This window comes from Rhodoferax sp. WC2427 (genome assembly GCF_040822085.1).
Classification (GTDB): Bacteria; Pseudomonadota; Gammaproteobacteria; order Burkholderiales; family Burkholderiaceae_C; genus Rhodoferax_B.
Map to the genome: position 1 here is coordinate 4720873 of NZ_CP162006.1, position 22471 is coordinate 4743343.

At 65.1% G+C, this 22471-nt stretch carries 22 protein-coding genes; 11 read left to right on the forward strand and 11 right to left on the reverse strand.

Annotated elements, in window-relative coordinates; all coding sequences use genetic code 11:
- Positions 1-2 precede the first annotated feature (2 nt).
- A complete protein-coding gene (locus tag AB3G31_RS21885; RefSeq protein ID WP_367848146.1) occupies positions 3-431 on the reverse strand; it encodes a PACE efflux transporter in 429 nt (142 codons plus the stop codon).
- Between the two features lie 93 nt (positions 432-524).
- On the opposite strand from AB3G31_RS21885, the gene AB3G31_RS21890 reads away from it, so the two are divergent.
- On the forward strand, positions 525-1439 hold the full coding sequence (locus tag AB3G31_RS21890) for a LysR family transcriptional regulator (RefSeq protein WP_367848147.1): 915 nt from the start codon (positions 525-527) through the stop codon (positions 1437-1439).
- A 57-nt stretch (positions 1440-1496) separates the two neighbouring features.
- Here the strand turns inward: AB3G31_RS21890 and AB3G31_RS21895 are convergent, their stop codons facing one another.
- Genes AB3G31_RS21895 through AB3G31_RS21905 form a run of 3 tightly spaced genes read right to left on the reverse strand, consistent with a single transcriptional unit; the run spans position 1497 to position 4509 of the window.
- Positions 1497-2495 carry a Gfo/Idh/MocA family protein gene (locus tag AB3G31_RS21895; RefSeq protein WP_367848148.1) on the reverse strand — a complete coding sequence of 333 codons (999 nt, stop codon included), beginning with the start codon at positions 2493-2495 and terminating at the stop codon, positions 1497-1499.
- A 1-nt stretch (position 2496) separates the two neighbouring features.
- Entirely contained in the window at positions 2497-3564 is a 1068-nt protein-coding gene (locus AB3G31_RS21900; RefSeq protein ID WP_367848149.1) for a homocysteine S-methyltransferase family protein, read from the reverse strand.
- A 36-nt stretch (positions 3565-3600) separates the two neighbouring features.
- Positions 3601-4509: an AraC family transcriptional regulator N-terminal domain-containing protein gene (locus tag AB3G31_RS21905; RefSeq protein WP_367848150.1), complete on the reverse strand. Its 909-nt coding sequence runs from the start codon at positions 4507-4509 to the stop codon at positions 3601-3603.
- A 91-nt stretch (positions 4510-4600) separates the two neighbouring features.
- On the opposite strand from AB3G31_RS21905, the gene AB3G31_RS21910 reads away from it, so the two are divergent.
- Together AB3G31_RS21910 and recQ are read left to right on the forward strand one after the other, a co-directional pair.
- Entirely contained in the window at positions 4601-5446 is an 846-nt protein-coding gene (locus AB3G31_RS21910) for an SDR family NAD(P)-dependent oxidoreductase (RefSeq protein WP_367848151.1), read from the forward strand.
- Positions 5447-5707: 261 nt separating this feature from the next.
- Entirely contained in the window at positions 5708-7579 is a 1872-nt protein-coding gene (recQ, locus tag AB3G31_RS21915) for a DNA helicase RecQ (RefSeq protein WP_367848152.1), read from the forward strand.
- On the opposite strand, the gene AB3G31_RS21920 is transcribed toward recQ, so the two are convergent.
- Both AB3G31_RS21920 and AB3G31_RS21925 read right to left on the reverse strand, forming a co-directional pair.
- On the reverse strand, positions 7540-8913 hold the full coding sequence (locus tag AB3G31_RS21920) for a putative bifunctional diguanylate cyclase/phosphodiesterase (protein WP_367848153.1): 1374 nt from the start codon (positions 8911-8913) through the stop codon (positions 7540-7542). The two genes, recQ and AB3G31_RS21920, sit on opposite strands and share 40 nt — an antisense overlap.
- A 9-nt stretch (positions 8914-8922) precedes the next feature.
- Positions 8923-11238 carry an ATP-binding protein gene (locus AB3G31_RS21925; RefSeq protein WP_367848154.1) on the reverse strand — a complete coding sequence of 772 codons (2316 nt, stop codon included), beginning with the start codon at positions 11236-11238 and terminating at the stop codon, positions 8923-8925.
- 168 nt (positions 11239-11406) lie between these two features.
- Between AB3G31_RS21925 and AB3G31_RS21930 the strand changes: the two genes are divergently transcribed.
- Complete coding sequence (locus AB3G31_RS21930) at positions 11407-11556, forward strand: hypothetical protein (protein ID WP_367848155.1); 150 nt, start codon at positions 11407-11409, stop codon at positions 11554-11556.
- Between the two features lie 148 nt (positions 11557-11704).
- On the opposite strand, the gene AB3G31_RS21935 is transcribed toward AB3G31_RS21930, so the two are convergent.
- Positions 11705-11977: a hypothetical protein gene (locus AB3G31_RS21935; RefSeq protein WP_367848156.1), complete on the reverse strand. Its 273-nt coding sequence runs from the start codon at positions 11975-11977 to the stop codon at positions 11705-11707.
- Between the two features lie 15 nt (positions 11978-11992).
- Between AB3G31_RS21935 and AB3G31_RS21940 the strand changes: the two genes are divergently transcribed.
- Positions 11993-13855, forward strand: a complete 1863-nt coding sequence (locus AB3G31_RS21940) for a phosphoenolpyruvate carboxykinase (GTP) (RefSeq protein ID WP_367848157.1) — start codon at positions 11993-11995, stop codon at positions 13853-13855.
- Between the two features lie 75 nt (positions 13856-13930).
- Here the strand turns inward: AB3G31_RS21940 and AB3G31_RS21945 are convergent, their stop codons facing one another.
- Complete coding sequence (locus tag AB3G31_RS21945) at positions 13931-14482, reverse strand: hypothetical protein (RefSeq protein WP_367848158.1); 552 nt, start codon at positions 14480-14482, stop codon at positions 13931-13933.
- A gap of 407 nt (positions 14483-14889) precedes the next feature.
- Here AB3G31_RS21945 and AB3G31_RS21950 point away from each other — a divergent pair, with 407 nt between their 5' ends.
- On the forward strand, positions 14890-15852 hold the full coding sequence (locus tag AB3G31_RS21950) for a LysR family transcriptional regulator (protein ID WP_367848159.1): 963 nt from the start codon (positions 14890-14892) through the stop codon (positions 15850-15852).
- Between the two features lies 1 nt (position 15853).
- Here the strand turns inward: AB3G31_RS21950 and AB3G31_RS21955 are convergent, their stop codons facing one another.
- The gene (locus AB3G31_RS21955) at positions 15854-16036 is read right to left on the reverse strand and encodes a hypothetical protein (protein ID WP_367848160.1); all 183 of its coding nucleotides are present in this window, start codon (positions 16034-16036) and stop codon (positions 15854-15856) included.
- A gap of 151 nt (positions 16037-16187) precedes the next feature.
- Here AB3G31_RS21955 and AB3G31_RS21960 point away from each other — a divergent pair, with 151 nt between their 5' ends.
- On the forward strand, positions 16188-17054 hold the full coding sequence (locus AB3G31_RS21960; protein ID WP_367848161.1) for a metallophosphoesterase: 867 nt from the start codon (positions 16188-16190) through the stop codon (positions 17052-17054).
- A gap of 152 nt (positions 17055-17206) precedes the next feature.
- Entirely contained in the window at positions 17207-18862 is a 1656-nt protein-coding gene (locus AB3G31_RS21965; protein ID WP_367848162.1) for an alpha-amylase family glycosyl hydrolase, read from the forward strand.
- Positions 18863-18902: 40 nt separating this feature from the next.
- Here AB3G31_RS21965 and AB3G31_RS21970 read toward each other — a convergent pair whose 3' ends face one another.
- A complete protein-coding gene (locus tag AB3G31_RS21970) occupies positions 18903-19529 on the reverse strand; it encodes a TetR/AcrR family transcriptional regulator (protein WP_367848163.1) in 627 nt (208 codons plus the stop codon).
- A 355-nt stretch (positions 19530-19884) separates the two neighbouring features.
- Between AB3G31_RS21970 and AB3G31_RS21975 the strand changes: the two genes are divergently transcribed.
- The 3 genes from AB3G31_RS21975 (at position 19885) to AB3G31_RS21985 (ending at position 21518) form a co-directional block, all read left to right on the forward strand.
- The gene (locus tag AB3G31_RS21975; protein WP_367848164.1) at positions 19885-20253 is read left to right on the forward strand and encodes a hypothetical protein; all 369 of its coding nucleotides are present in this window, start codon (positions 19885-19887) and stop codon (positions 20251-20253) included.
- A gap of 255 nt (positions 20254-20508) precedes the next feature.
- Positions 20509-20811 (forward strand): hypothetical protein, encoded by a 303-nt coding sequence (locus AB3G31_RS21980; RefSeq protein ID WP_367848165.1) that lies wholly within the window; start codon positions 20509-20511, stop codon positions 20809-20811.
- A 14-nt stretch (positions 20812-20825) separates the two neighbouring features.
- On the forward strand, positions 20826-21518 hold the full coding sequence (locus tag AB3G31_RS21985; RefSeq protein WP_367848166.1) for a flagellar basal body L-ring protein FlgH: 693 nt from the start codon (positions 20826-20828) through the stop codon (positions 21516-21518).
- 6 nt (positions 21519-21524) lie between these two features.
- Here AB3G31_RS21985 and AB3G31_RS21990 read toward each other — a convergent pair whose 3' ends face one another.
- Entirely contained in the window at positions 21525-22436 is a 912-nt protein-coding gene (locus AB3G31_RS21990) for a LysR family transcriptional regulator ArgP (RefSeq protein WP_367848167.1), read from the reverse strand.
- Positions 22437-22471: the final 35 nt, after the last annotated feature.

A 22471-nucleotide genomic window follows, 5' to 3' on the forward strand; every position in this document is an offset into this window, starting at 1 on the left:
CCTCAGGCCGCTTGCAGGGCCGACGCGGGCAGGCCAAACACCCGGTCAAACGCCCAGTTGAAGGCAAAGGTGTAGACCAGAAAGAACAGCAGCAGCCCCAGGTCCATGGCCAGGGCCTGCCACCAGGTGGTGTCCAGCCACCAGGCCATCAGCGGCACAAAAATCACCGTCAAGCCGCCCTCAAAACCCACAGCATGCGCCACCCGGCGCGCCAGGCTGCGGCCGCGCACGGCCTGGCGCGCCTCCCAGCGCTCGAACAGGGTGTTGAACACCAGGTTCCAGACAATCGCAATCGCCGAGGTCGCCACCGCCAGAATGCCCGCCGCGTGCATGCCCTGGCCCGACATCCCGGCCAGCCCCAGCGTGGCGGCCACGATGGCAAAGCCCTCGTAGAGGCTGACGTAGACGAATTTTCGTTTCATTCCTTGCATGGCGCGGGTCCTGGCGGGTGGGGATGCGGCGACTGTATGTCTTAAACTCTGATACATAAAGTCAGCTTATATCAACCTTACTGATAGACAACCATGGCATTTACCTCCGAGAACGTGCAGGTGTTTCTGGCCGTGCTGGACCGGGGCTCGTTCTCGGCCGCCGCGCGGGCACTGGGGCGGGTGCCCTCGGCGGTGAGCATGGCCATCGCCCACCTGGAGGCCGAGCTGAACCTGCCGCTGTTCGACCGCCGTGGCCGCGAGCCCCAGCCCACGGCGGCGGCCCGCTCCCTGGAGCCGCAGGCCCGGCTGCTGGCCGCCCAGCTGCAGCAACTGAAAGCCCAGGCGCTGGCCCTGACCCAGGGGCTGGAGAGCCGCCTGACCCTGGCCATCGCCCCCGAGCTGCTGGCCGCCGAGTGGCGCAGCCCGCTGGCCACGCTGGCACAGGAACACCCCTTGCTCGAAGTGGAGGTGCTGGCCGCGCCGCAGACCGATGCACTGGCCCTGCTGCACGCGGGCCGGGCCAATCTGGCGCTGGTGTTCGAGCGGCCCAGCCTGGATGGGCGCGAGGGCTTCCAGGAAGTAAGCAGCGAAATCTTGGTCGCCGTGATGGCCCCCACCCTGCTAGCCCAAACCCTGCAGGCGGGTGCGGGCCTGCGCGAGGAGCAGCTCACCAACACCCGCCAGATCGTGGTGGCCAGCCGCGACCTGGCCGCCATTGACACCCGCTTTGCCTACGCCCGCCACTGCTGGCGCACCGACAACCACATCGCCGCGCTGGGCCTGATCGAGGCCGGCATCGGCTGGGGCTGGCTGCCGCAGTCGTTTGTGCGCAGCCAGATCGCCGCGGGCACGCTGGTGCAGATGCCGTTCGACAACCTGACCAACCGGCTGGAGCTGTGGGTGGACGTGGTCTGGTCCAAAGAAAGGCCGCTGGGCCTGGCCGCGCAGCGCTTCATCGCCCTGGTGAGCGCCGGGCGCGCGGCCCGCAAGGCGGCAGAGAATTTATAAGAAATCGGCCTCTAGCGCTTATTCCATCAGCATGATAAGCTACTAATTAAATAGCAACTAGAGCGCTACCCACTGGCCGCTGCGCTGCGAGGCAAACAGCGCGTCGATGATCAACATGTTCTGGATCGCGTCTTCCACGCCGTACTGCAGCGGGGCTTGGCCGCGGATGGCCAGCGAGAAGGCGTCGCCTTCCAGGCTGTACTGGTCGCAGGGCGCAAAGGTTTCCACCGTGGCGCTGGCACCGCCCAGGGCCTTGCCGTTGTCGATGAAGATGCGGGTGGCTTCCCCTTGCGGCGCGTTGAACGGGATCTCGATCTCTACCCGCTGCTGCGTGCCCACCACCTGCACGCGCTGGTAGGGCGTGGACTGGGTGGACACGGTGAAATTGAGCTGGCGGCCACCGCCAAAGTCCAGCAGCGCGCTGAACATGCGGTCTACGCCAAACTCGGGGTCCATATCGGCCAGCGCCATCACGCGCAGCGGCTCGGCACCGAACAGAAAGCGCCCGGCCACGATGGGGTAGCAGCCAATGTCAAACAGTGCGCCGCCGCCCTTGCTGGCATCGTTGCGGATGTTGTCGGGGTTGCGGTTGAAGTACGAGAACCAGGCCTGCACCGTGCAGCGCTCGCCCAAGGCACCGCTTTGCACCAGCTCCCGGGTGCGCAGCCACTGCGGGTGGAAACGCACCATGAAGGCTTCCATGATGTGGACTTTGCCCGCCACTTCGCGCAGCTGCGCCGCTTCATTGGCGTTCAGGGCGATCGGCTTTTCGCACAGCACATGCTTGCCCGCACGCGCCGCCGCCAGGGTCATGGGCACGTGCAGGTCGTTGGGCAGGGGGTTGTAGATGGCCTCGATGTTCGGGTCGGCCAGCAGCTCTTCGTAGGAGCCGTAGGCGGTGGGAATGCCCAACTTGTCCGCCGCGGCGCGGGCGGACGGCAGGGCGCGCGAGGCAATCGCCTGCACATCGCACCACTGGCTGCGCATCAGCGCCGGGGTGACTTTTTCCATGCCAATCTTGGCGGTACTCAACACACCCCAGCGTACTTTTTGCATGTCAGGCAGCCTCTTGTTCGGTTTCGGTGGATTCGTCGCGGTGGAAATACGGGCGCAGCACGCGGCCCGGCAGGGGTGTCACCGCACCGTGGATGGCGGCAATGTGCTCCGGCGTGGTGCCGCAGCAGCCGCCCACGATGTTGACCAGCCCCTCGGCGGCGAACTCGCGCACCAGGGCCGAGGTGACATCCGGGGTTTCGTCGAAACCGGTGTCGCTCATCGGGTTGGGCAGACCGGCGTTGGGGTAGCAGCTGATGAAGGTGTCCGGGGCCACGCGGTGCAGCTCCTGGATGTAGGGGCGCATCAGCGCCGCGCCCAGGGCGCAGTTCAGGCCCACGGCCAGCGGCTGGGCGTGGCGTACGCTGTGCCAGAAGGCGGTGACGGTCTGGCCGCTGAGGATGCGGCCCGAGGCGTCGGTCACCGTGCCGCTGATGATCAGCGGCAGGCGCTGGCCCGAGTCGGCAAAGTACTCGTCCACCGCAAACAGCGCGGCCTTGGCATTCAGGGTGTCGAAGATGGTTTCCACCAGGATCACGTCGCTGCCGCCCTCCGCCAGCGCCTTGGTCTGGTCGTAGTAGGCGGCGCGCAGCTCTTCAAAGGTCACATTGCGCGCGCCGGGGTCGTTCACGTCGGGGCTGATGCTGGCGGTCTTGGGCGTGGGGCCGAGCGCGCCGCAGACAAAGCGCGGCTTGTCGGGCGTGCTGTACTTGTCGCAGGCGGCGCGGGCGATGCGGGCCGACGCCAGGTTCATCTCGATGGCGAGGTCGGCCATGTCGTAGTCGGCCTGGGCCACGGTGGTCGCGCCAAAGGTGTTGGTCTCGATCAGGTCGGCCCCGGCGGCCAGGTAGCCCTCGTGGATGTCGCGGATCACGTCCGGGCGCGTCAGGCTGAGCAGCTCGTTGTTGCCCTTCACGTCCTTGTGGAAGTCCTTGAAGCGCTCACCGCGGTATTGTTCTTCGGTCAGCTTGAAGCGCTGGATCATGGTGCCCATCGCGCCGTCGAGGATGGCGATGCGTTGCGCCAGAATGGCGGGGAGTTGCTGGGCGCGGGTGTAGGTAGGCGTTTTCATGAGGGGTCGATTGTAGGAAACCTGGCCGTACACCGTTCATGCCTCCTGCAACGGCCCCAGGCTGCGCAGGCGTACAGCATCGCGCAGCGGCGGCTGGCCGAACAGGCGGGCGTATTCGCGGCTGAACTGGGACGGGCTCTCGTAGCCCACGGCAAAGCCGATGCTGGCCGCGTCGGCCTGGCCCGCCAGCAGCAGGCGGCGGGCTTCCTGCAGGCGGATCTGCTTTTGGTACTGCAGCGGGCTCATGGCGGTGACGGCCTTGAAATGGCGGTGGAAGGTAGAGGCCGTCATGTGCACTTGCTGTGCCACCGTATCAATGCGCAGCGGCTCGGCGAAATGGCCACGGATCCAGGCTATCGCGCGGCCGATGTGCGCCAGCTGGCTGTGGGCCAGGGCGATCTGGCGCAGCATGGGGGCCTGTGCGCCGGTGAGCAGGCGGTACAGGATTTCCCTTTCAATCAGCGGTGCCAGCATGGGGATGTGGGCCGGGGTGTCCAGCAGCCGCAGCAGGCGCAGGGCGGCATCCAGCAGGTCGGGCGTGGCCGGGCTGACGGCCAGGCCGGGCGACGGGGTGCCCGTGGGCTGGCTCGGCAAGGCCAGCAGCATGTCGGCCAGCACCGCCGTGTCCAGGGCCAGGGCAAAGGCCAGGTAGGGCTGCTCCGGCCTGGCCTGCACCACCGCCCCGGTCACCGGCAGGTCCACCGACACCAGCAGGCACTGTCCGGCGCGGTATTCCACCACCGACCCGCCCAGCAGCAGCCGCTTGGCCCCCTGCGCCACGATGTACAGAATGGGCTGGTAGACCACCGCCACCGGCAAGGTGGGTGCGTCCGCCCGCACCAGCCGCACGCGCGGCAGGGCCGTGGCGACTTGGTTACCCTGCCAGTGCCGTGCAATCACATCGCAAAGTTCCTTGGAGGGTTCGATGGGCGTGGATGGCAACATGCGAGGATTATGCAAGAGCCCGGCAGCATCGCGCTACCGCCGCAGGGGCCAGCACGGGGATAGTCAAGCTCTTTCAACCCAAGGAGCCCCCATGACTTTCCAACCCACCACCTGGTTCATCACCGGTGCCGCGCGCGGCATTGGCGCGCACACCGTGCAAGCCGCCCTGGCCGCAGGCCACAACGTGGTGGCCACCGCCCGCAGCCGCCACAGCATCGCCACTGTCCACGACCGTCTGCTGGCGCTGGACCTGGACGTGACCATCGAAGCCCAGGCCCACGCCGCCGTGCAGGCCGCCGTGGCCCGCTTTGGCCGCATCGACGTGCTGGTCAACAACGCGGGCTACGGCCAGCTCGGCCTGTTCGAAGAAAGCACCGCGGCGGATGCCCAGGCGCAGTTCGACACCAATGTGTTCGGCCTGTTCCATGTGACCCGCGCGGTACTGCCGGTGATGCGCCAGCAGCGCGCAGGCCGGGTGCTGAACCTCTCGTCCATCGCCGGGATGCGGGGCCGCACCGGCACCGCCCTGTACAGCGCCAGCAAGTTTGCGGTGGAAGGCTTCTCCGAGGCCCTGGCGCAGGAGGTGGCCGCCTTCGGCATCTTTGTCACCATCGTGCAGCCCGGCGCGTTTCGCACCGACTTTCTGGACGGCCAGTCGATGCGCACCGGCAGCCAGTCCCTGGCCGCCCCCTTTGCTGATTACACCGCGCAATCCGCCCAGGTGGCCGAAGGCCTTAGCGCCCGCAACCACCAGCAGCCAGGCGACCCGGCGCGGCTGGCTGCCGTGCTGCTGCAACTGGCGGCCCACCCCGCGCCGCCGCTGCGCCTGGCGGCGGGGAGTGATGCGGTGGAGATCATTGGGGCGAAGATCGACGCGCTGCGGGGGGAGCTGGAGGCTTGGCGGGGGGTGTCGGTGGCGACGGATGGGAAGTTTTAAGGAAAATCGGTTGCCTGCGCTTATCTGGTGGGCGTTGGCAGCTATCAATTGCAGAGCAATTGCAGTTTTACCAAAGAACTTGGCGATATTCCGTCCCGCCTTGGCTTGATCGGGCACGGACCAACGCAGGACTGGATGGGACACCCCAGGAGCCGGGCACAATACCCACCTCCGACCAGCCCAACGTTGGTTTACATACAAAATCAGCTCCTAGTGCCCATTCCATCAGCGCAAGCAGCTATAAATTGCAGAGCAACCGCATTGTCTTCGACTCCCCTCGCCATCCTGCGTGAAACCTTTGGCTACGAGCAGTTTCGTGGGCCGCAACAAGCCATCGTGGAGCATGTGGTGGCCGGGGGCGATGCGCTGGTGCTGATGCCCACGGGCGGCGGCAAGTCGCTGTGTTACCAGATTCCGGCGATTGCGCGCCAAATGGCGGGGCAGGGGGTGACCATCGTGATTTCGCCGCTGATTGCGCTGATGCACGACCAGGTGGGGGCGCTGCACGAGGCGGGGGTGTCGGCGGCGTTTTTGAACTCCACGCTGAGCTTTGCCGAGGCGCTGGACGTGGAGCGCCGCCTGATGCGGGGCGACATCACCATGCTGTACGCCGCGCCCGAGCGCATCACCACGCCGCGCTTTCTGGACCAGCTGGACGAACTGATGGCGCGCGGCCAGCTGAGTCTGTTTGCGATTGACGAAGTGCACTGCGTGAGCCAGTGGGGCCACGACTTCCGGCCCGAATACCGGGCGCTGACGGTGCTGCACCAGCGCTACGCCAGCGTGCCGCGGATTGCGCTCACGGCCACGGCCGACGCGCTGACGCGGGCCGACATCGTGGAGCGGCTGCAGCTGGAAGATGCCCAGCATTTCGTCAGCAGCTTTGACCGGCCCAACATCCGCTACACCATCGTGGAGAAGAAGGATGCCACCCAGCAGCTGCTGCGCTTCATCCAGCGCGAGCATGCGGGGGCGGATTTTCAAGATGCCGGGGTGGTGTACTGCCAGTCGCGCAAGCGGGTGGAAGAGGTGGCGCAGACGCTGTGCGAACACGGCATCAACGCCCTGCCGTACCACGCCGGGCTGGACACCAAGCTGCGCCAGACGCACCAGGACCGCTTTCTGCGCGAAGAGGGCATTGTGATGGTGGCCACCATCGCCTTCGGCATGGGCATCGACAAGCCGGATGTGCGTTTTGTGGCCCACCTGGACATGCCGAAAAACATCGAAGGCTACTACCAGGAGACGGGCCGCGCCGGGCGCGACGGCCTGCCCGCCGAAGCGTGGATGGTCTACGGCCTGCAGGACGTGGTGAACCAGCGCCGCATGATCGATGAAAGCCCGGCAAGCGAAGAGTTCAAGCAGGTCATGCGCGGCAAGCTGGACGCGCTGCTGGGCCTGGCCGAGGCGACCGACTGCCGCCGGGTGCGGCTGCTGGCGTACTTTGGTGAAAAGTCCGCCCCCTGCGGGAATTGCGACAACTGCCTGGAGCCGCCGCAGGTGTGGGACGGCACCGAGGCGGCGCGCAAGCTGCTGTCCACCATCTACCGCATCCAGCAGATGAGCGGCATCACCTTTGGTGCGGGCCACATCATGGACATTTTGCGGGGCAAAACCACCGACAAGGTGAACCAGTTCAACCACAGCAGCCTCAGCACCTTTGGCCTGGGCACGGACTACAGCGAGTTGCAATTGCGCGGCGTGCTGCGCCAGCTGATCGCCATCGGCGCGGTGGCCGTGCAAGGCGAATACAACACCCTGGGCCTGACCGAGGGCTCGCGCGCGGTGCTCAAGGGCGAGGTGCCGCTGATGCTGCGCGCGTCTGTCTCCGGCCCGGCGCAGGGCAAACCCAAACGCGAGAAATCCACCGCCAGGTCCGCCGCCAAATCGGCCGTGGTGGCGGCGCTGGACGACAGCGCCCAAACCCGCTTCACCGCCCTGAAAGCCTGGCGCGCCGAAGTGGCCCGCGAGCACAACCTGCCCGCCTACGTGATCTTCCACGACGCCACCCTGGCCGCGATTGCCGCCATCGACCCGCGCAGCCTGGGCGACCTGGAGGGCGTGAGCGGCATTGGCGCGAAGAAGCTGGAGGCCTATGGCGAGGCGGTGCTGGGGGTGTGCGTGGCGGCGTAGGCGGCTAAAAACGCTGCAAACTCGCCAATCGGTATGGGCCGACTGACCAGGTAGCCCTGGATGGCCGCGCAGCCAATGTCGGCCAGAAACTGGCGCTGGCCCTCGGTTTCCACGCCCTCGGCAATCACCTGCAAGCCCATGTTGTGCGCCAGCGTGACCACGGTGCGGGCGATGGCGGCGTCGTTGGGGTCGGTGAGCACATCGCGCACAAACGACTTGTCGATCTTGATCTGGTCCAGTGGCAGCTTTTTCAGGTAGCTCAGCGACGAGTAGCCGGTGCCAAAGTCGTCCAGCGACAGGCGCACGCCATGGGCGCGCAAGGCCGTCATCTTGGCGATGATGTCGTCCACATCGTTGACCAGCATGCTCTCGGTCAGCTCCAGCTTCAGCCGCGAAGCGTCTGCCCCCGAGCGCGCCAGCACCGACAGCACCTGCTGCACGTAGTCGGGCTGCTTGAACTGCTGGGCACTGACATTCACGGCGATCGACAGCTCTGCCGTGGCCGGGTCCTGCGACCAGCGCACCAGCTGGGCGCAGGCCGTGCCCAGCACCCAGTGGCCCAGGGGCAGGATCAAACCGGTTTCCTCCGCCACGGGAATGAACTCTGCCGGGGACACCATGCCGTTGACCGGATGGATCCAGCGCACCAGCGCCTCCACGCCCGCGATGTGGCCCTGCTCGTCCGTCTGGGGCTGGTAGTACAGCGCAAACTGGTTGCCAGGCAGGGCTTTGCGCAGGTCGGAAGCCATGGCGTTGTAGGCCGTTATTTCCGACTGCATCACGTGCAGCAGGGCGTACAGCCCCAGCAGGGCCAATGCGTTGTTGAACCAGGTGCCAGGAATGCGCACCGCATCGGGCAACACATAGGGCGTATCGAAGCCCCACTGGGTGCTGGCAAACACAAAAAACGTGGCAAAACAGGCCAGTGAGATGCCATGCCGCAGCCAGGGTCGTTCGCGCTTGAAGACCAAAAAAGTGCCCATGCCCATGACCAAAAAGAAGTGGTGGGCAGAGCGGGGTGCCTGGGCATTGGGAATGTCTTGCACCAGGCAGAGCAGGCACAGCGCGACGTACAGGCTGCCCACCATCAACAAGGTGGCGCTACGGGTGTGGCCCCGTTGGGTGAGGACCGCACTCATGGCCGCAATGGCGGCCAGCAGGATGTTGCACACCGCAATAGACCATGTTCCGCGCAGGCCGAAATACACGCCCCAGCACAGCATGCCCAGGGCCATCACCGCACTCCAGACCAGCAGCGCGCGCCGCATGCGCATGCCGTGCTTGCTTTCCGCGCCTGGCGGATGAACCCACACCTTGTAGTCGAATGTGGGCATGCGGGGTGGCTAGAGCATGAATCCCATGCCCCGCGCCTCACGCACCTCGGGTTTGATGCGGTGCTCGGCTTCCAGCTGCTCCATGAACTCGATGGCGCTCAGGGCGGCATCCAGAATCTCGGCTTGGCGCTTCACCGCCGCAAAATCGCCAGGGCAGAGTTGCTCCAGCTTGCCCAAACGGGTGCCCAGCGCGTCGGTGAGCAGAGCCGCGTCGCCACCCAGCGCTTCCTGCACAAACATGGCCTCGCGCTGGCCGCGCAGCAGGGGCTTGAACTGGATCTTGAAGGTGAAGCGGCGCAGCGCCGCCTGGTCGATGCGGTCCAGCAGGTTGGTGGTGCACACAAAGATGCCGCGGTAACGCTCCATGCCCTGCAGCATTTCGTTCACCTCGGTAACCTCGTAGGTGCGCTGCGCGCCGCGCCGGTCTTGCAGAAAGCTGTCGGCCTCGTCCAGCAGCAGCACGGCTTTTTCGGCCTCGGCCTCTTTGAACATGGCGGCCATCTTCTGCTCGGTTTCGCCGACGTATTTGCTCATCAGGTCGCTGGCCTGCTTGATCAGCAGCGGCTTGTCCAGCGCCTTGGCGATGTGCTCGGCCAGTGCGGTTTTTCCGGTGCCGGGGGCGCCAAAAAAGCACAGGGTGCCGTGGCCACGCGCCTTCAGGGCCTGCACGATGCGGGGGATCTCGAAGCGGCTTTCCACGTTGAGCATGTCCAGGCTGTAGGTGGTGGCGCTGGGGCGACGGGCGTGGTCGCTGGCGCTGTTGCCCAGGGCCCGGTCGGCGTTCTGGAGCTGGCGGTCGATCAGGTTTTCAAAGCTGCTGTCGGTGGCCGGGGTGACCAGACCGGCAAAGCGCACCGCGGTGCGGATTTGCGCCGGGGTCAGGCCCTTGCGCTCGGTGAGTTTGGCCACAAAGGCATCGCTCACCGCCACGCCCTCCAGCGTCTTGCGCACCAGGCCCTCGCGGGCACCGGGCGGGGGCGACTTCAGCTCCAGGTGGTAGGCAAAGCGGCGGCGGAAGGCCGGGTCGATCTGCTCGATGCGGTTGGTCACCCACAGGGTGGGCACGCTGTTGGACTCCAGAATCTGGTTCACCCAGGCCTTGCCGCTGACCGATGCGCTGCTGGGCGCCGCCACCTGCTCGGCGCGGGCCATGAGCTGGGCGGCCTCGGTGCTGATGGGCGGAAACACGTCTTCCACCTCGTCAAACAGCAGCGCGGCCTGCACGCTGCCCTTGAGGAACACCTGGGCGATCTGCAGCGAGCGGTAGCGGTCGCGGCCACTGAGGGAGTTGCCGTCGCGGTCGGCGTATTCCACCTCGAACAAGTCCAGCCCGGCGGCCTGGGCCACCACGCGGGCCAGTTCGGTCTTGCCGGTGCCGGGCGGGCCGTAGAGCAGTACGTTCACGCCCGGCTCCTTGCGCGCCACCGCGTTGCGCAGCAGGGACACCAGCACCTGCGCGTCGTCCAGCACGTAGGTGAAGTCGTTCAGGGCGAGGGTGCTCTTGGTGGCCGGGCGGGTGAACACGGCCATCAGCTCGCTCTGGTCGCGGTATTCGCGCATCAGCACCGGGGGCAGCTTTTCGCTGACCTTCATCAGGTCGGCCAGGTCGGTGATGTTGTGCTCGGAGATCAGGTTTTCCACCAGGCCGATGCGTTCCAGCCGCGACCCGGCGCGCAGAGCCTCGCCCACTTCGGACGGGCTGACCCCGGCGACCTCGGCAATCGCGGCATAGGCCTCGGGCGCGTTGTTCACCTTGACCTCGACCAGGATGGTGCGCAGGTCGCGCTGGTAGCGGGCCAGCGTGCCGTACAGCAGCAGGGCGCGCTCGGCCTTGTTGAGCTGCAGCAGGCCCGACAGCGCGTCGATGTTCTTTTCCACCAGGGTGGACTGCTTTTTTAGCGCGTGGGTCAGCCATTCACCGGTGACGGCCAGAGCGGAGAGCAAATCCTTGGGCTGGTCCTTGGCGTACTCGTCCAGGTAAAAGAAGAGCGTGCCTTCTTCGTAGGGGCCGCGCCACACGCCGTGGCGCTCCAGAAATTCGGTGGTGCCCAGGGTGGCGTGGCCGCGCCAGAATTCGTTGTCCTTGCAGCGCCGGGTGAGGAACTCGCGCAGCCGCAGCAGCACCGGCTGGGGCCACACCAGGTGCCGCCCGGCCATGGCCAGCAGGCTGTTGAGGTCGCGGCGCACATTGAACTTGGGGCCTTGGCGGGCCACCAGGGTGAGTACGAAATGCGAGCACATCAGATCCAGCACGGGCGCGGTTTTCAGGCCGGGTGAGGCCACCAGCTGCGGATTCGCAGGATCAAAAACCAGACGCTTCACCATAAAACAGGCTCCTCGCAACGGGATTCGTTGCCGCACCATAACGCAGCGGCCAGGGCATGGGAAGACCCGGGCACCTAATATTCCCAGAACACACATAGCCCCTGTCTGCATGGGATATGCACGGGTCTCCGCTTAGAATCGGCGAGAACCGAAATCCAAGGAAACCCCATGTCCCAGCCCACCGACGACCACAGCACCCCCGCACACGTCCCAGCCGATGCCGTGGAAGCCATCGTGCCCCTGATCCCCATGGTGCTGCCAATCGTGGGCGGTGTACTGATTTTCTTGCTGGCATTTATCGCCGTTTCCATGGCCTGATCAGCCCCTGGCGCCGGTCCGGCATGGACTGGCAGCTATTGATCCAATAGCACCAAGCCCCTTTGCAGGGCGGGTGCCCAGGTTCTGCGCAACGCAGAGCCGACGTTCTTATCAGCCCCCCTTCCCCCTTCGTCTCCTAATTCGCTAGCTATGCTTTAGATAGCTTGTCACGCCCTATCCACGGGCGCTGGCGGCTATTTTTATTGGTTTTTCCGGCCAGGAGCGGGAATCGGTTGGCCCCAATACCAACGCACATAACCTCATGCAACGTTTGCATATCATTTCCCTGTAATCGCTCTGTAACTTGGCTGGGTGTCTCTAAAATCGGCTTCCCAGCCCCCGAGGTTGTAAAGCCGTTTTCTGAAAAGGCCGCTCGCAGTGCCCAGCGCACGAAGCCCTCTTTTGAAAAAACGATTTTCAACTTAGGAGCTTCCCAATGAACGCACGCACTTTGCAAGGCCTGGCCCAGACCGCGCCCGCCTATGTCAAAAACACCCGGCTGCTGGCCTGGGTGGCCGACATGGCCGCACTCACCCAGCCCGACTCCATCTATTGGTGTGACGGCAGCCAGGAGGAATACGCCCTACTGTGCCAACAACTGGTGGCGGCAGGCACGTTCAAGCAGCTCAACCCGGCCAAGCGCCCCAACTCCTTCCTGGCCTGCAGCGACCCGAGCGACGTGGCCCGCGTGGAAGACCGCACCTACATCTGCTCCGACAAAAAAGAAGACGCCGGCCCCACCAACAACTGGATGGAACCCGCCGAGATGCGCGCCACGCTGAACCCGCTGTTCGCCGGTTGCATGCGCGGCCGCACCATGTATGTGGTGCCGTTCAGCATGGGCCCGCTGGGTTCGCCCATCGCCCACATCGGTGTCGAGTTGTCCGACAGCCCCTACGTGGCCGTCAACATGCGCACCATGACCCGCATGGGCCGGGCCGTGGTGGAGTTGCTGGACATTGACGGCCCCTTCGTGCCCTGCGTGCACACCGTGGGCATGCCGCTGACAGAAGGCCAGGCCGACGTGAAATGGCCGTGCAACAAGACCAAGTACATCGTGCACTTCCCCAAGACCCGCGAAATCTGGTCTTACGGCTCCGGCTACGGCGGCAACGCGCTGCTGGGCAAGAAGTGCTTTGCGCTGCGCATCGCCTCCAATATGGGCCGCGACGAGGGCTGGCTGGCCGAGCACATGCTGATCCTGGGCGTGACCAACCCGCAAGGCAAAAAATACCACGTGGCCGCCGCCTTCCCCAGCGCCTGTGGCAAGACCAACTTCTCCATGCTGGTGCCGCCCGCGGGCTTCCACGGCTGGAAGGTCACCACCATCGGTGACGACATCGCCTGGATCAAGCCCGGTGCCGATGGCCGCCTGTACGCCATCAACCCCGAGGCCGGATACTTTGGCGTAGCCCCCGGCACCAACTACCACACCAACCCCAACTGCATGGCCAGCCTGGACAAGGACGTGATCTTCACCAACGTCGCGCTGACCGACGACGGCGACGTGTGGTGGGAAGGCATGGAAAAAGACACCGGCAAGCTGCCCGACCACCTGATCGACTGGCAAGGCAACGACTGGACCCCGGCCATTGCCAAGGCCACCGGTGCCAAGGCCGCCCACCCCAATTCCCGCTTCACCGTGGCCGCCACCAACAACCCGGCGCTGGACGACGCCTGGGACGACGCCGCCGGTGTGCCGATCGACGCCTTCATCTTCGGCGGCCGCCGCTCCACCACCGTGCCCCTGGTCACCGAAGCCCGTAACTGGACCGAAGGCGTGTACATGGCCGCCACCATGGGCAGCGAAACCACCGCTGCCGCTGCGGGCCAGATGGGCGTGGTGCGCCGCGACCCGTTCGCCATGCTGCCCTTCATGGGCTACAACATGAGCGACTACTTCCAGCACTGGCTCGACATGGGCCAGAAAATGGCCCATGCGGGCACCCGCCCACCCGCCATCTTCTGCACCAACTGGTTCCGCAAGGGTGCCGACGGCCAGTTCGTCTGGCCCGGCTACGGCGAAAACATGCGCGTGCTGAAGTGGATGATCGACCGCCTGGAAGGCGAAGCCGCTGGCCAGGAAAACATCTTCGGCATCAGCCCCACCTACGGCGAGCTGAACTGGACCGGGCTGGACTTCACGCCTGCGCAGTTCGACACCGTCACCCACATCGACACCGCCGCCTGGCGCCAAGAGCTGGTGCTGCACACCGAGCTGTTCACCCAACTGGCCCACCACCTGCCCCAGGCCCTGGTGGATACCAAGAACGCCCTCGAAAAGCGCCTAGCGACCTAAGCCACCTGCACGCCCATTGAAAAAGCCCCGCCCGTCGGCAAGACGGGCGGGGCTTTTGCTTGGCGGGTGCCGGAGTTAGATGTGCGAGCTCACGCGGTAGTTGGCGGCGTTGTAAGCCTGGGCATCCAGCAGGTCAAAGGCCCGCAGCATGGCGCGGCCAATGCGGTTGGACTTTGGCTTTTCGGCCACGGCGGCCGCAGCGATGTCGGCCTGCTCGGCGCGGCCCATGGCGACTTGCAGGTCGGCCATGATGCGCGGGTCGCTCAGGGCGGTGGCCCACAGGCGTTTGTCGGCACGGGCACGGGCTTCGCGCAGCGACCAGGCATCGAGTGCCTTGACGACGCGGCCAGCCAGGTTGCGGGCGCTGCCGGCAAACAAGGCCATGGCGGCAAAACCTACGGCCCAGATGACCACCCAGGCCATCAGCAAGTGGCCTTCGGCCCAGCTGTCGACCAATTGGTCGGCGGCGACCACCAGGGCGGAGACCACGGCGGCGAGCAACACGGCTGCCAGGCCACGGGAAGAGTCAAAATTCTGGTACAGCCCCCGTGCGGCTGCGGCAACCGATTCAGCGCGTGCTACGCCGGGGTGTTCGGTACGGAAGCTGGGGTTGATAAAGCTGGTCATGGTGTGTTCCTTTTACAAAGCGTTCTGGACTGGATCGCCTTGAACGCAAACGAATCTTAGGGTTTGCACTAGTATTTTCTAAATTTATCTTTGTGATGATCTACATTCAGATGCGTGATGCGGCGAGTCCCATGGGTGCTTGAAATAGCACGACCGTGCAGTCCATAAAAAGCTATTTTTTGCCCAAATAAAAGCGGAAAATCAGCACCTACCGCCCTGTAGACAAGCGCAAGCAGCTATTTAAAATATAGCGGAACTAGTTGGCAAATTAACTAAACCGATTTGATCCATATAGGCATCGGGTTTACCCTTGGTATTGCCCATGGGCCGGTTTAGAGTGTTGGCTCTACGTATCTTTTTTGCAACAGATTGGGTTTTAGATCTGCAAATGACTTGCCCACCCCGCCATGAACCCACCTAACTTTCGCACTTTCGACCTGAATCTGCTGCGCGTGTTTGACGAAGTCATGGCCGAGCGCAGCCTGACCCGGGCCGCGCAAAATCTGTCCATCACCCAGCCCGCCGTCAGCAACGCCCTGCGCCGCCTGCGCGACAGCCTGGGTGACGAGCTGGTGCGGCGCAACGGGGCCCACATGGAACCCACACCCCGCGCGCTGGCCCTGTGGCCCACGGTGCGCGAGTCGTTACGGCAGCTGCAGGGCTCGCTAGCCCCCAGCACCTTTGCCCCGGCCGAAGCCGACGACAGTTTTGTGCTGGCCATGGCCGACGCCACCGCCGCCGAGCTGCTGCCGGGCCTGATGCGCATTCTGGAAGCCGAAGCCCCCCACGTGTCGCTGCACGTGCTGCCGCTGGCCTCACGCGACCCGCGCAAGCTGCTGGAAGACGAAACGCTGGACCTGGCGGTGGGATTTTTCCCGGCCGTGCTGGCCGACCTGGCTGCCCGCGCCCAGGTGGGCAAGGGCATACCGTATGCGCACCTGCGGCTGTACGACGGCCACTATGTATGCGCCATGCGGCGCGGCCATCCACTGGCCGAAGGCACGCTGACGCTGGACCAGTTCTGTGCGGCGCGGCACCTGCTGGTCAGCTTTTCAGGACGTTCTTTTGGATTTATCGACGAGGCGCTGGCCCTGATCCAGCGCAAACGCCAGGTGGCCTTGACCGTGAACCAGTTTTTCACTGCAGGCCATATCGCCGCCCAGACCGATCTGCTGACCGTTCTGCCGCAGCATTTTGCCAAGGCCATCGGTAGCACCCATGTCCTGGAGCAGCGCCCGCTGCCGTTTGAAGTGCCTGCGGTGCTGGTCGACGCGCTGTGGCACCGCCGCATGGAATCCAGCCCGGCCCACCTGTGGCTGCGGCAGGCCGTGGCGCGCGTGGCCGTGAAGGCCTATGCGCCGCCGCTGTAGGTCAGCGGGTGGTGCGCAGGGCCGCCAGGGCGGCGTAGCGCAATTCGGCGGCATGCCGCGGATCGCGCCCGGCCTGGGCATCGGCGGATTCCATCAAACCCTGGGCGACACTGCCCTTTTCGGGGGCCGGGGCGGCAGGTTTGGAGGAGGGGAACAGGATATATTGGGTCAACAAGCTGAACATGGTGGCACCACCGTCTACACGGTGAAAAGTTGCAATAGGGTTAGCATAAGGGTTTTCCCTAGGTCTTCAAGCCCAAAACCATGCACGTACTGCATAAAGTCGTGCACTCCTGCCCAAAATGGGGCGTTTTAGATCTTTCACTGTGCGCACCATGCGAATCCAACTCCTGTCTGACCTGCACCTGGAAGTGCACCCCCACTTCGTACCCACCCCCGCGCCCGGGGCCGACGTGCTGGTGCTGGCGGGCGATATCGGCTCCTACCAGGCGGGGTCGCAGTTGGTCGATGCCGACTTTGGCCTGGCCCGCTTCTCGCCCCTGCCGCCCTCCGCAGGGGGTGCGGGCTGGCCCACGCCGGTGCTGTTTGTGCCCGGCAACCATGAATACGACGGGCAGGATTTCGAGGAAGCTCACCATCGCCTGCGCGCCACCTGCGCGCGCCTGGGCCTCATCTGGCTGGAGCGCGAGGTGGTGGAACTGGGTGGCACACGCTTCATCGGCACCACGCTGTGGAGCGACTTCGATGCCCTTGGCCCACCGGCCGACGACAGCGCCGCCACCCTGGGCCAACAGCTCAAGGCGCGCGACAAGGCCTTTCGCGCCGCCAACTACTACCTCCAAAAGAACAGCGCCACCCGCCAGGGCCTGCCCATGCTGGCCGACGGCATCCGCGAACAGGCCCTGGTCTGCCAAGAGTGGCTGCGCAAGGCCCTGGCCGTGCCGTTTAGTGGTAACACCGTGGTGGTGACCCACTTCGCCCCCAGCCTGCACAGCGCCGACCCGCGCTATGGCCGCACCCCCGGCACCGCCGGGTTCTGCAACGCGCTGGACGACCTGCTGCCCCACGCCCAGCTCTGGCTGCACGGCCACCTGCACGCCCCCAGCGACTACACCCACCAGGGCTGCCGGGTGGTGGCCAACCCGCTGGGCTATGCGCGCAAAAACGAGCAGGTGGGCTTTTTCGCCAACCAGTGCATCACGCTGGCAGAAACCCGAGATTTAGGCCAAATCACCCTCTAGCGCTTACTGCATCAGCACAAGCAGCTATCAAATCAGGACCAATCCCTGCATTTGCGCTGGATCAAATTCCGCGCGCTGTAACCGTCCTGTACCCGCTGGCAGGTGGCAAAATTTGCAACAGTCGCCCAGCTTTGCACAACAGGAGTCCGCCCATGTCACCCCCCCGTACCCCCTACCCATGGTGGCGCAGCGCCGTGGTCTACCAGGTTTATCCGCGCAGCTTTGCCGATGGCAATGGCGACGGGATTGGCGATATTGCCGGGCTGCGTGCACGCCTGCCCTACCTGGCAGACCTGGGCATCGACGCGGTGTGGATCAACCCCTGGTACCCCTCGCCCATGAAGGACGCGGGCTATGACGTGGCCGACTACCGCGACATCGAGCCGCTGTTTGGCACCCTGGCCGAAGCCGAGGCGCTGCTGCAGGAAGCCCACGCCCTGGGGCTGCGGGTGCTGCTGGACATCGTGCCCAACCACTGCTCCGACCAGCATGTGTGGTTCCAGCAGGCCCTGAAAGCCGCGCCCGGCTCGCCCGAGCGCGACCGCTTCATCTTCCGCCCCGGCAAGGGTGCGAACGGCGACAGCCCGCCCAACGACTGGGTCAGCGAGTTCGGCGGCCCGGCCTGGAGCCGCACCACCAGCCCCGACGGCCAACCTGGCGACTGGTATTTGCGCATCTTTGCCCCCGAGCAGCCCGATTTCAACTGGGACAACCCGGAAGTGCTGGCCGAATTTGAAAAGACCCTGCGCTTCTGGTTCGACCGGGGTGTGGACGGCTTCCGCATCGACGTGGCCCACGGCCTGGTCAAAGCCGCTGGCTTGCCGGACGTAGGCCAGCGCAGCCTGCCCGCCCACGAAGACGCCAACCACCCGCACTGGGACCTGCCCGGCGTGCACGCCATCTACCGCGCCTGGCGCAAGGTGGCCGACAGCTACGACGACCCGCGCATCTTCGTGGCCGAGGCCTGGGTGCACCCCGGCGACCGGCTGGCCCGCTATGTGCGCAGCGACGAGCTGCACACCGCCTTCAATTTCGACTACCTGGTGGCCCCGTGGCGGGCCGAGCAGCTGCGCGCCAGCATCGTCGGCACGCTGGCCGCGCATGCCGAGGTGGGCGCGCCACCCACCTGGGTGCTGAGCAACCACGACGTGGCCCGCGAGGTATCGCGCTACGCCCGGCCCCAAACCAGCGCCCCGCTGCGCTGGCTGGACGACCTGCTGGCCCAGCCCGCCGACTTTGCCCTGGGCCTGCAGCGCGCCCGCGCCGCCGCCCTGCTGATGCTGGCGCTGCCCGGCGGGGCCTACATGTACCAGGGCGAAGAACTCGGCCTGCCCGAGGTGGAAGACCTGCCCGATGCCGTGCTGCAAGACCCGATGTTCGAGCAAACGGGCCGCAAAAGCCGCGGCCGCGACGGCTGCCGCGTGCCGATTCCGTGGGAGGGCGCGCAGCCGCACTTCGGCTTCAGCCCACCCACCAGCGCGCCGCCGTGGCTGCCGCAGCCGACTTCCTGGGCGGCCTTGAGTGTGTCGGCGCAAAGCCGTGTCAAGGGCTCGACCCTGGACCTGTACCGCAAGGCCCTGCAACTGCGGCGCAGCGACATCGGCCTGGGCGGCTTCGGCCTGCAGTGGCTGCCGTCGCCCGAGGGCGCGCTGGTGTTCACCCGCGGCTCGGGCTTTGTCTGCATGGTGAATGTGTCGGCCGAACCGCTGGCGCTGCCTGCGGGGGCCAAACTGCTACTCAACAGCGGCACGCTGGACGCGCAGGGCCGGGTGCCTGCCGACACGGCGGTCTGGCTGCATACCTCTTAAGCTATATTATTAATAGCTTCTCACGCTTATAGAATAAGCGCTAGCGGGCATTTAAGCCCTCAAAACAGGTACCCAGCACCCAGTCGATCACCTGGGCATCGCTGTACTGGCCGCTGGCCTGCAAAAAGCCCAGCACCGGGTCGCAGGCGCGGGCAAACAGGGTGTAGAGCACGGCAATCGCCGGGATCTGCGGGTTGATCTGCCCGGCCTTTTGCGCCGCCTGGATCCAGCCGCCCAGCTGGTCGCTCACGCCCACCAGTGCATCCAGGTAGGCCCCGTTGGCCATCAGATTGGCCCGCAGGGTGGAGTTCTGGCTGGGCAGCGAGGGCATTTCGCCCGCCAGTTGCACCTCCATCGCCCAGCGCACCATGGCTTTGAGGTTGTCCAGCGGCGGGGCCTCGGCGGGCAGGGTGTCCAGGTAGGCCTGGGTGCGGTGCAGCACGCGCACCATGGCGGCGGCGGCCAGGTCTTCCTTGCTGGGAAAGTGCTTGTACAGGCTGGCCTTGGCAATGCCCACACCCTGGGCGACTTCGTCCACCGTCATGGCCTCAAAGCCTTTTTCGGCCAGCAGGCGGTTGACGGTCTGCACGATGGCCTCTTCGCGCGCGGCCAGCATCTGCTGCTTGAAGGAGACCTTGGGGGCTTTGGCGGGGGCGGGGGATTTCATGCGGTCGATTTTAGCCCCCATCGTTTTCCAAAAACAGTACCCGACTATTTTGCTACCAGTAAGTCACAAAATACAGGCCGGGTATACCCCTCGCTTCGCACGCCTTTGCCTGCCGCCACGGCACTGCGAAGATATCGGTTCAACGGGTTATTAATCGTACGCCCTCTATTCACCCATTCCGGGATAAATCGGCTCTTTATATGTTGATATATATCGGCGGTGTAGCGTCCGGTTGTGCAATGTCAAGCATTGTAAACAGCCGGGTATTCATGGTGTTTATTCAAAATAAACCGTTTATTTACATGGCAGAATTTATCCATCGCCTTATTTACCTCTTTACCCTGAAAGGATTTTCATGAAAATCAACAGTGCTTCTTCCAGCGCATTGGCGGCACAACAGGCCGCTGCGGCGGCTAAACAAACCACGCTGGGCAGCTTTGAAAAGAACGCCAAAGAGTTTGGCCCGGTGGCCGCATCGGCGATGGGTTTGGCCAGTGGCGCAGTCCAAGCCAGCAGCAGCCTGGCCAAGGTGGTAGACGGGGTGGAAAACGAAATAAAAGACGTTGCCACCCACACCGTGGCCCTGGCCACCACGGGTGCCAACGGGCTGAAAGCCGCCTACAACAGCGTTGCCAACGGCGTGGGCACGGCGGCCTCGGCGGCGGCCAACTACGCGTCGACCGGCGTGTCTGCCGCCGCCCAGGCGATCAACGCCCTGGTTTAAAAATAATCCCACCATATGGAAAACTATTACCGGATACTGGCAATCACCACGCTGTGCAGTCTGCAAACGGCGTGCTCCCTGTTCTCCCCGGTGCCGATATTGGAACTGGTCAAGGCTTCGGGAATTGCGGCCAGCTCGGTCATTGCGGTGGGGCCCAGCAAATCCCGCGATACGGTCTACCATATCCACCCGACTTTCCACAAAGTCTGTATTGCATTGAATCCGGAATCCCAGGCCCAAGAAATACTGCCGGCCATGCAATCTGAATTGCGGCTGCACCAGATTGAAAGCCGTATTTACGAACCTGGCACCGGTTTGAATACCTGCGATGTGTGGCTGCATTATGTGGCGGGTATTGAATGGGCCATTCCGCCCTTCACCAACGAATACAAAACCTACCTCACCACCGCCACCCTGACCCTGCGCACCGCCACCGGGCAGGTGCTGTCGCGCAGCAGCTACGCGCTGGACCCGGTCTACGGCATGGGCAAGTGGTCGTCGACCCGCAGCAAGATCGCCCCGGTGGTGACCGCCATCGTCACGGGTTTTGAAAACTGAACATGAAAGTACCTATGGCATCCCCCTTTGTACGCGGCCTGTGGCTGCTGCTGTTGGCCACCCTGGCGGCTTGCGCCAGCGACAGCATCATCCCGCCCCCCGTGCGGGCCAACCCGCTGACCCCGCCCACCGACATCGAGCCCGTGGCCACCGGCGCGATCTTCCGGCAGAACATGACCACCGGCTCGCTGTTTTCCGACCGCCGCAAGCCGCGCAAGATCGGCGATGCCCTGAAGGTCGATATAGCAGAGAGCATGAACGCCAGCAGCGTGACCAACAGCGACCTCAGCCGCGCCAGCACCCTGGCCTCCAAGGGGCCGGGCTCGGAATCCAACTCGCTGGGCAGCATTTTGAAAGGCATCATGAACGTGGATGCCAGCGCTTCGGGCAGCGACACCTACAAGGGAAAGGGCAGCACCGACAGCAGCAACAAGTTCCAGGGCCGCCTGGCGGCGTCGGTGATCAATGTGCTGTCCAACGGCTACCTGGTGGTGGCGGGCGAGCGCAGCATGGCCTTCAACAACGGCATCAGCACCCTGCGCTTCTCGGGTGTGGTGAACCCGATCGACATCACCTCGGGCAATGTGGTGGCCTCGGGCGACGTGGTGGACGCGCGGCTGGAGCTGGTGGGCAAGGGCGATATGAGCGACACGGCCTCGCGCTCGTGGATCCAGCGCATCCTGGCCAAGAGCCTGAGTTTTTGGTGATCGGCGCTATTCGCTCAGCGCGGCCATGGCGGCCTGGGTGAGGGCGGCGCTCAGGGTGTCTAGCACCTCGGACTGCAGGTTCCAGCAGTGCCAGAACAGCTGGATGTGCAGCGCCTGGCTGGGTGCCAGCTGCACCAGGGCGCCGCTGTCGATCAGGCTGCGGGCCAGCAGCTCGGGCACCACGCTGACCCCCCAACCGGCCAGCACGGCGCGCACCTGGCCTTCGGAGCTGGGCACAAACAGCTGGCGCAGCGACACCCGCTTCAGGCCAAAGGCCTGGCTGACGAATTCGCGCTGCATGTCGTCCTTGCGGTTGAAGGCCACAAACGGCACGCTGCGAAAGTTGTGCGCCGTCAGGCCCTGGGGCAGGTGCTGGCGGGCGTAGGCGGCCTGGGCCACGGCCACGTAGCGCATCGCGCCCAGCGGCACCACCTTGCAGCCGCGCAGGGCCTGCTTCAGGGTGGTGACGCAGCCCATCACCTGGCCTTCGCGCAGCCATTCCTGGGTGAAGTCCTGGTCGTCGGTGATGATCTCCAGCGGCAGGCCCTGGGCCACCACGGCCTGCAGTGCGCCCATGGCCCAGGTGGCGATGCTGTCGGCGTTGATGGCAATCGACACCCGCTCTTCGTCGCGTGCGCCGCCCATGGCGCTGGGGGCCAGCTCCTGCATGTCGCGTTCCAGGTCGGCGCGCAGCAGGCGCAGCTGCTTGGTGTGCTTGATCAGCAAATGCCCCGCCGCCGTGGGCTTGAGCGGGCGGCTGCGCACCACCAGCACCGTGCCGGCCTGCGCCTCCAGCGAGCGCAGCCGCTGCGACACCGCCGACTGGGTGATGTTGAGCCGCTGCGCGGCCCTCTCGAAGCCGCCCTCTTCAACGATGGCGGCCAGGCATTCGAGGGCGTCGGGATCAAAGGTGCTCATGGCCCGAATTTAACCCACACCCCGGTGGCCGCCCC

Excerpts from the sequence above, each read along its gene's own strand:
- AB3G31_RS21990 (WP_367848167.1), bottom strand. The coding sequence starts at position 22,436 with ATGAGCACCTTTGATCCCGACGCCCTCGAATGCCTGGCCGCCATCGTT.
- AB3G31_RS21985 (WP_367848166.1), top strand. The coding sequence starts at position 20,826 with ATGGCATCCCCCTTTGTACGCGGCCTGTGGCTGCTGCTGTTGGCCACC.
- AB3G31_RS21975 (WP_367848164.1), top strand. The coding sequence starts at position 19,885 with ATGAAAATCAACAGTGCTTCTTCCAGCGCATTGGCGGCACAACAGGCC.
- AB3G31_RS21905 (WP_367848150.1), bottom strand. The coding sequence starts at position 4,509 with ATGTTGCCATCCACGCCCATCGAACCCTCCAAGGAACTTTGCGATGTG.
- AB3G31_RS21980 (WP_367848165.1), top strand. The coding sequence starts at position 20,509 with ATGCAATCTGAATTGCGGCTGCACCAGATTGAAAGCCGTATTTACGAA.
- AB3G31_RS21900 (WP_367848149.1), bottom strand. The coding sequence starts at position 3,564 with ATGAAAACGCCTACCTACACCCGCGCCCAGCAACTCCCCGCCATTCTG.
- AB3G31_RS21890 (WP_367848147.1), top strand. The coding sequence starts at position 525 with ATGGCATTTACCTCCGAGAACGTGCAGGTGTTTCTGGCCGTGCTGGAC.
- AB3G31_RS21965 (WP_367848162.1), top strand. The coding sequence starts at position 17,207 with ATGTCACCCCCCCGTACCCCCTACCCATGGTGGCGCAGCGCCGTGGTC.
- AB3G31_RS21940 (WP_367848157.1), top strand. The coding sequence starts at position 11,993 with ATGAACGCACGCACTTTGCAAGGCCTGGCCCAGACCGCGCCCGCCTAT.
- AB3G31_RS21920 (WP_367848153.1), bottom strand. The coding sequence starts at position 8,913 with ATGCCCACATTCGACTACAAGGTGTGGGTTCATCCGCCAGGCGCGGAA.
- AB3G31_RS21970 (WP_367848163.1), bottom strand. The coding sequence starts at position 19,529 with ATGAAATCCCCCGCCCCCGCCAAAGCCCCCAAGGTCTCCTTCAAGCAG.
- AB3G31_RS21955 (WP_367848160.1), bottom strand. The coding sequence starts at position 16,036 with ATGTTCAGCTTGTTGACCCAATATATCCTGTTCCCCTCCTCCAAACCT.
- AB3G31_RS21910 (WP_367848151.1), top strand. The coding sequence starts at position 4,601 with ATGACTTTCCAACCCACCACCTGGTTCATCACCGGTGCCGCGCGCGGC.
- AB3G31_RS21930 (WP_367848155.1), top strand. The coding sequence starts at position 11,407 with ATGTCCCAGCCCACCGACGACCACAGCACCCCCGCACACGTCCCAGCC.
- AB3G31_RS21950 (WP_367848159.1), top strand. The coding sequence starts at position 14,890 with ATGAACCCACCTAACTTTCGCACTTTCGACCTGAATCTGCTGCGCGTG.
- AB3G31_RS21895 (WP_367848148.1), bottom strand. The coding sequence starts at position 2,495 with ATGCAAAAAGTACGCTGGGGTGTGTTGAGTACCGCCAAGATTGGCATG.
- AB3G31_RS21885 (WP_367848146.1), bottom strand. The coding sequence starts at position 431 with ATGCAAGGAATGAAACGAAAATTCGTCTACGTCAGCCTCTACGAGGGC.
- AB3G31_RS21960 (WP_367848161.1), top strand. The coding sequence starts at position 16,188 with ATGCGAATCCAACTCCTGTCTGACCTGCACCTGGAAGTGCACCCCCAC.
- AB3G31_RS21945 (WP_367848158.1), bottom strand. The coding sequence starts at position 14,482 with ATGACCAGCTTTATCAACCCCAGCTTCCGTACCGAACACCCCGGCGTA.
- AB3G31_RS21925 (WP_367848154.1), bottom strand. The coding sequence starts at position 11,238 with ATGGTGAAGCGTCTGGTTTTTGATCCTGCGAATCCGCAGCTGGTGGCC.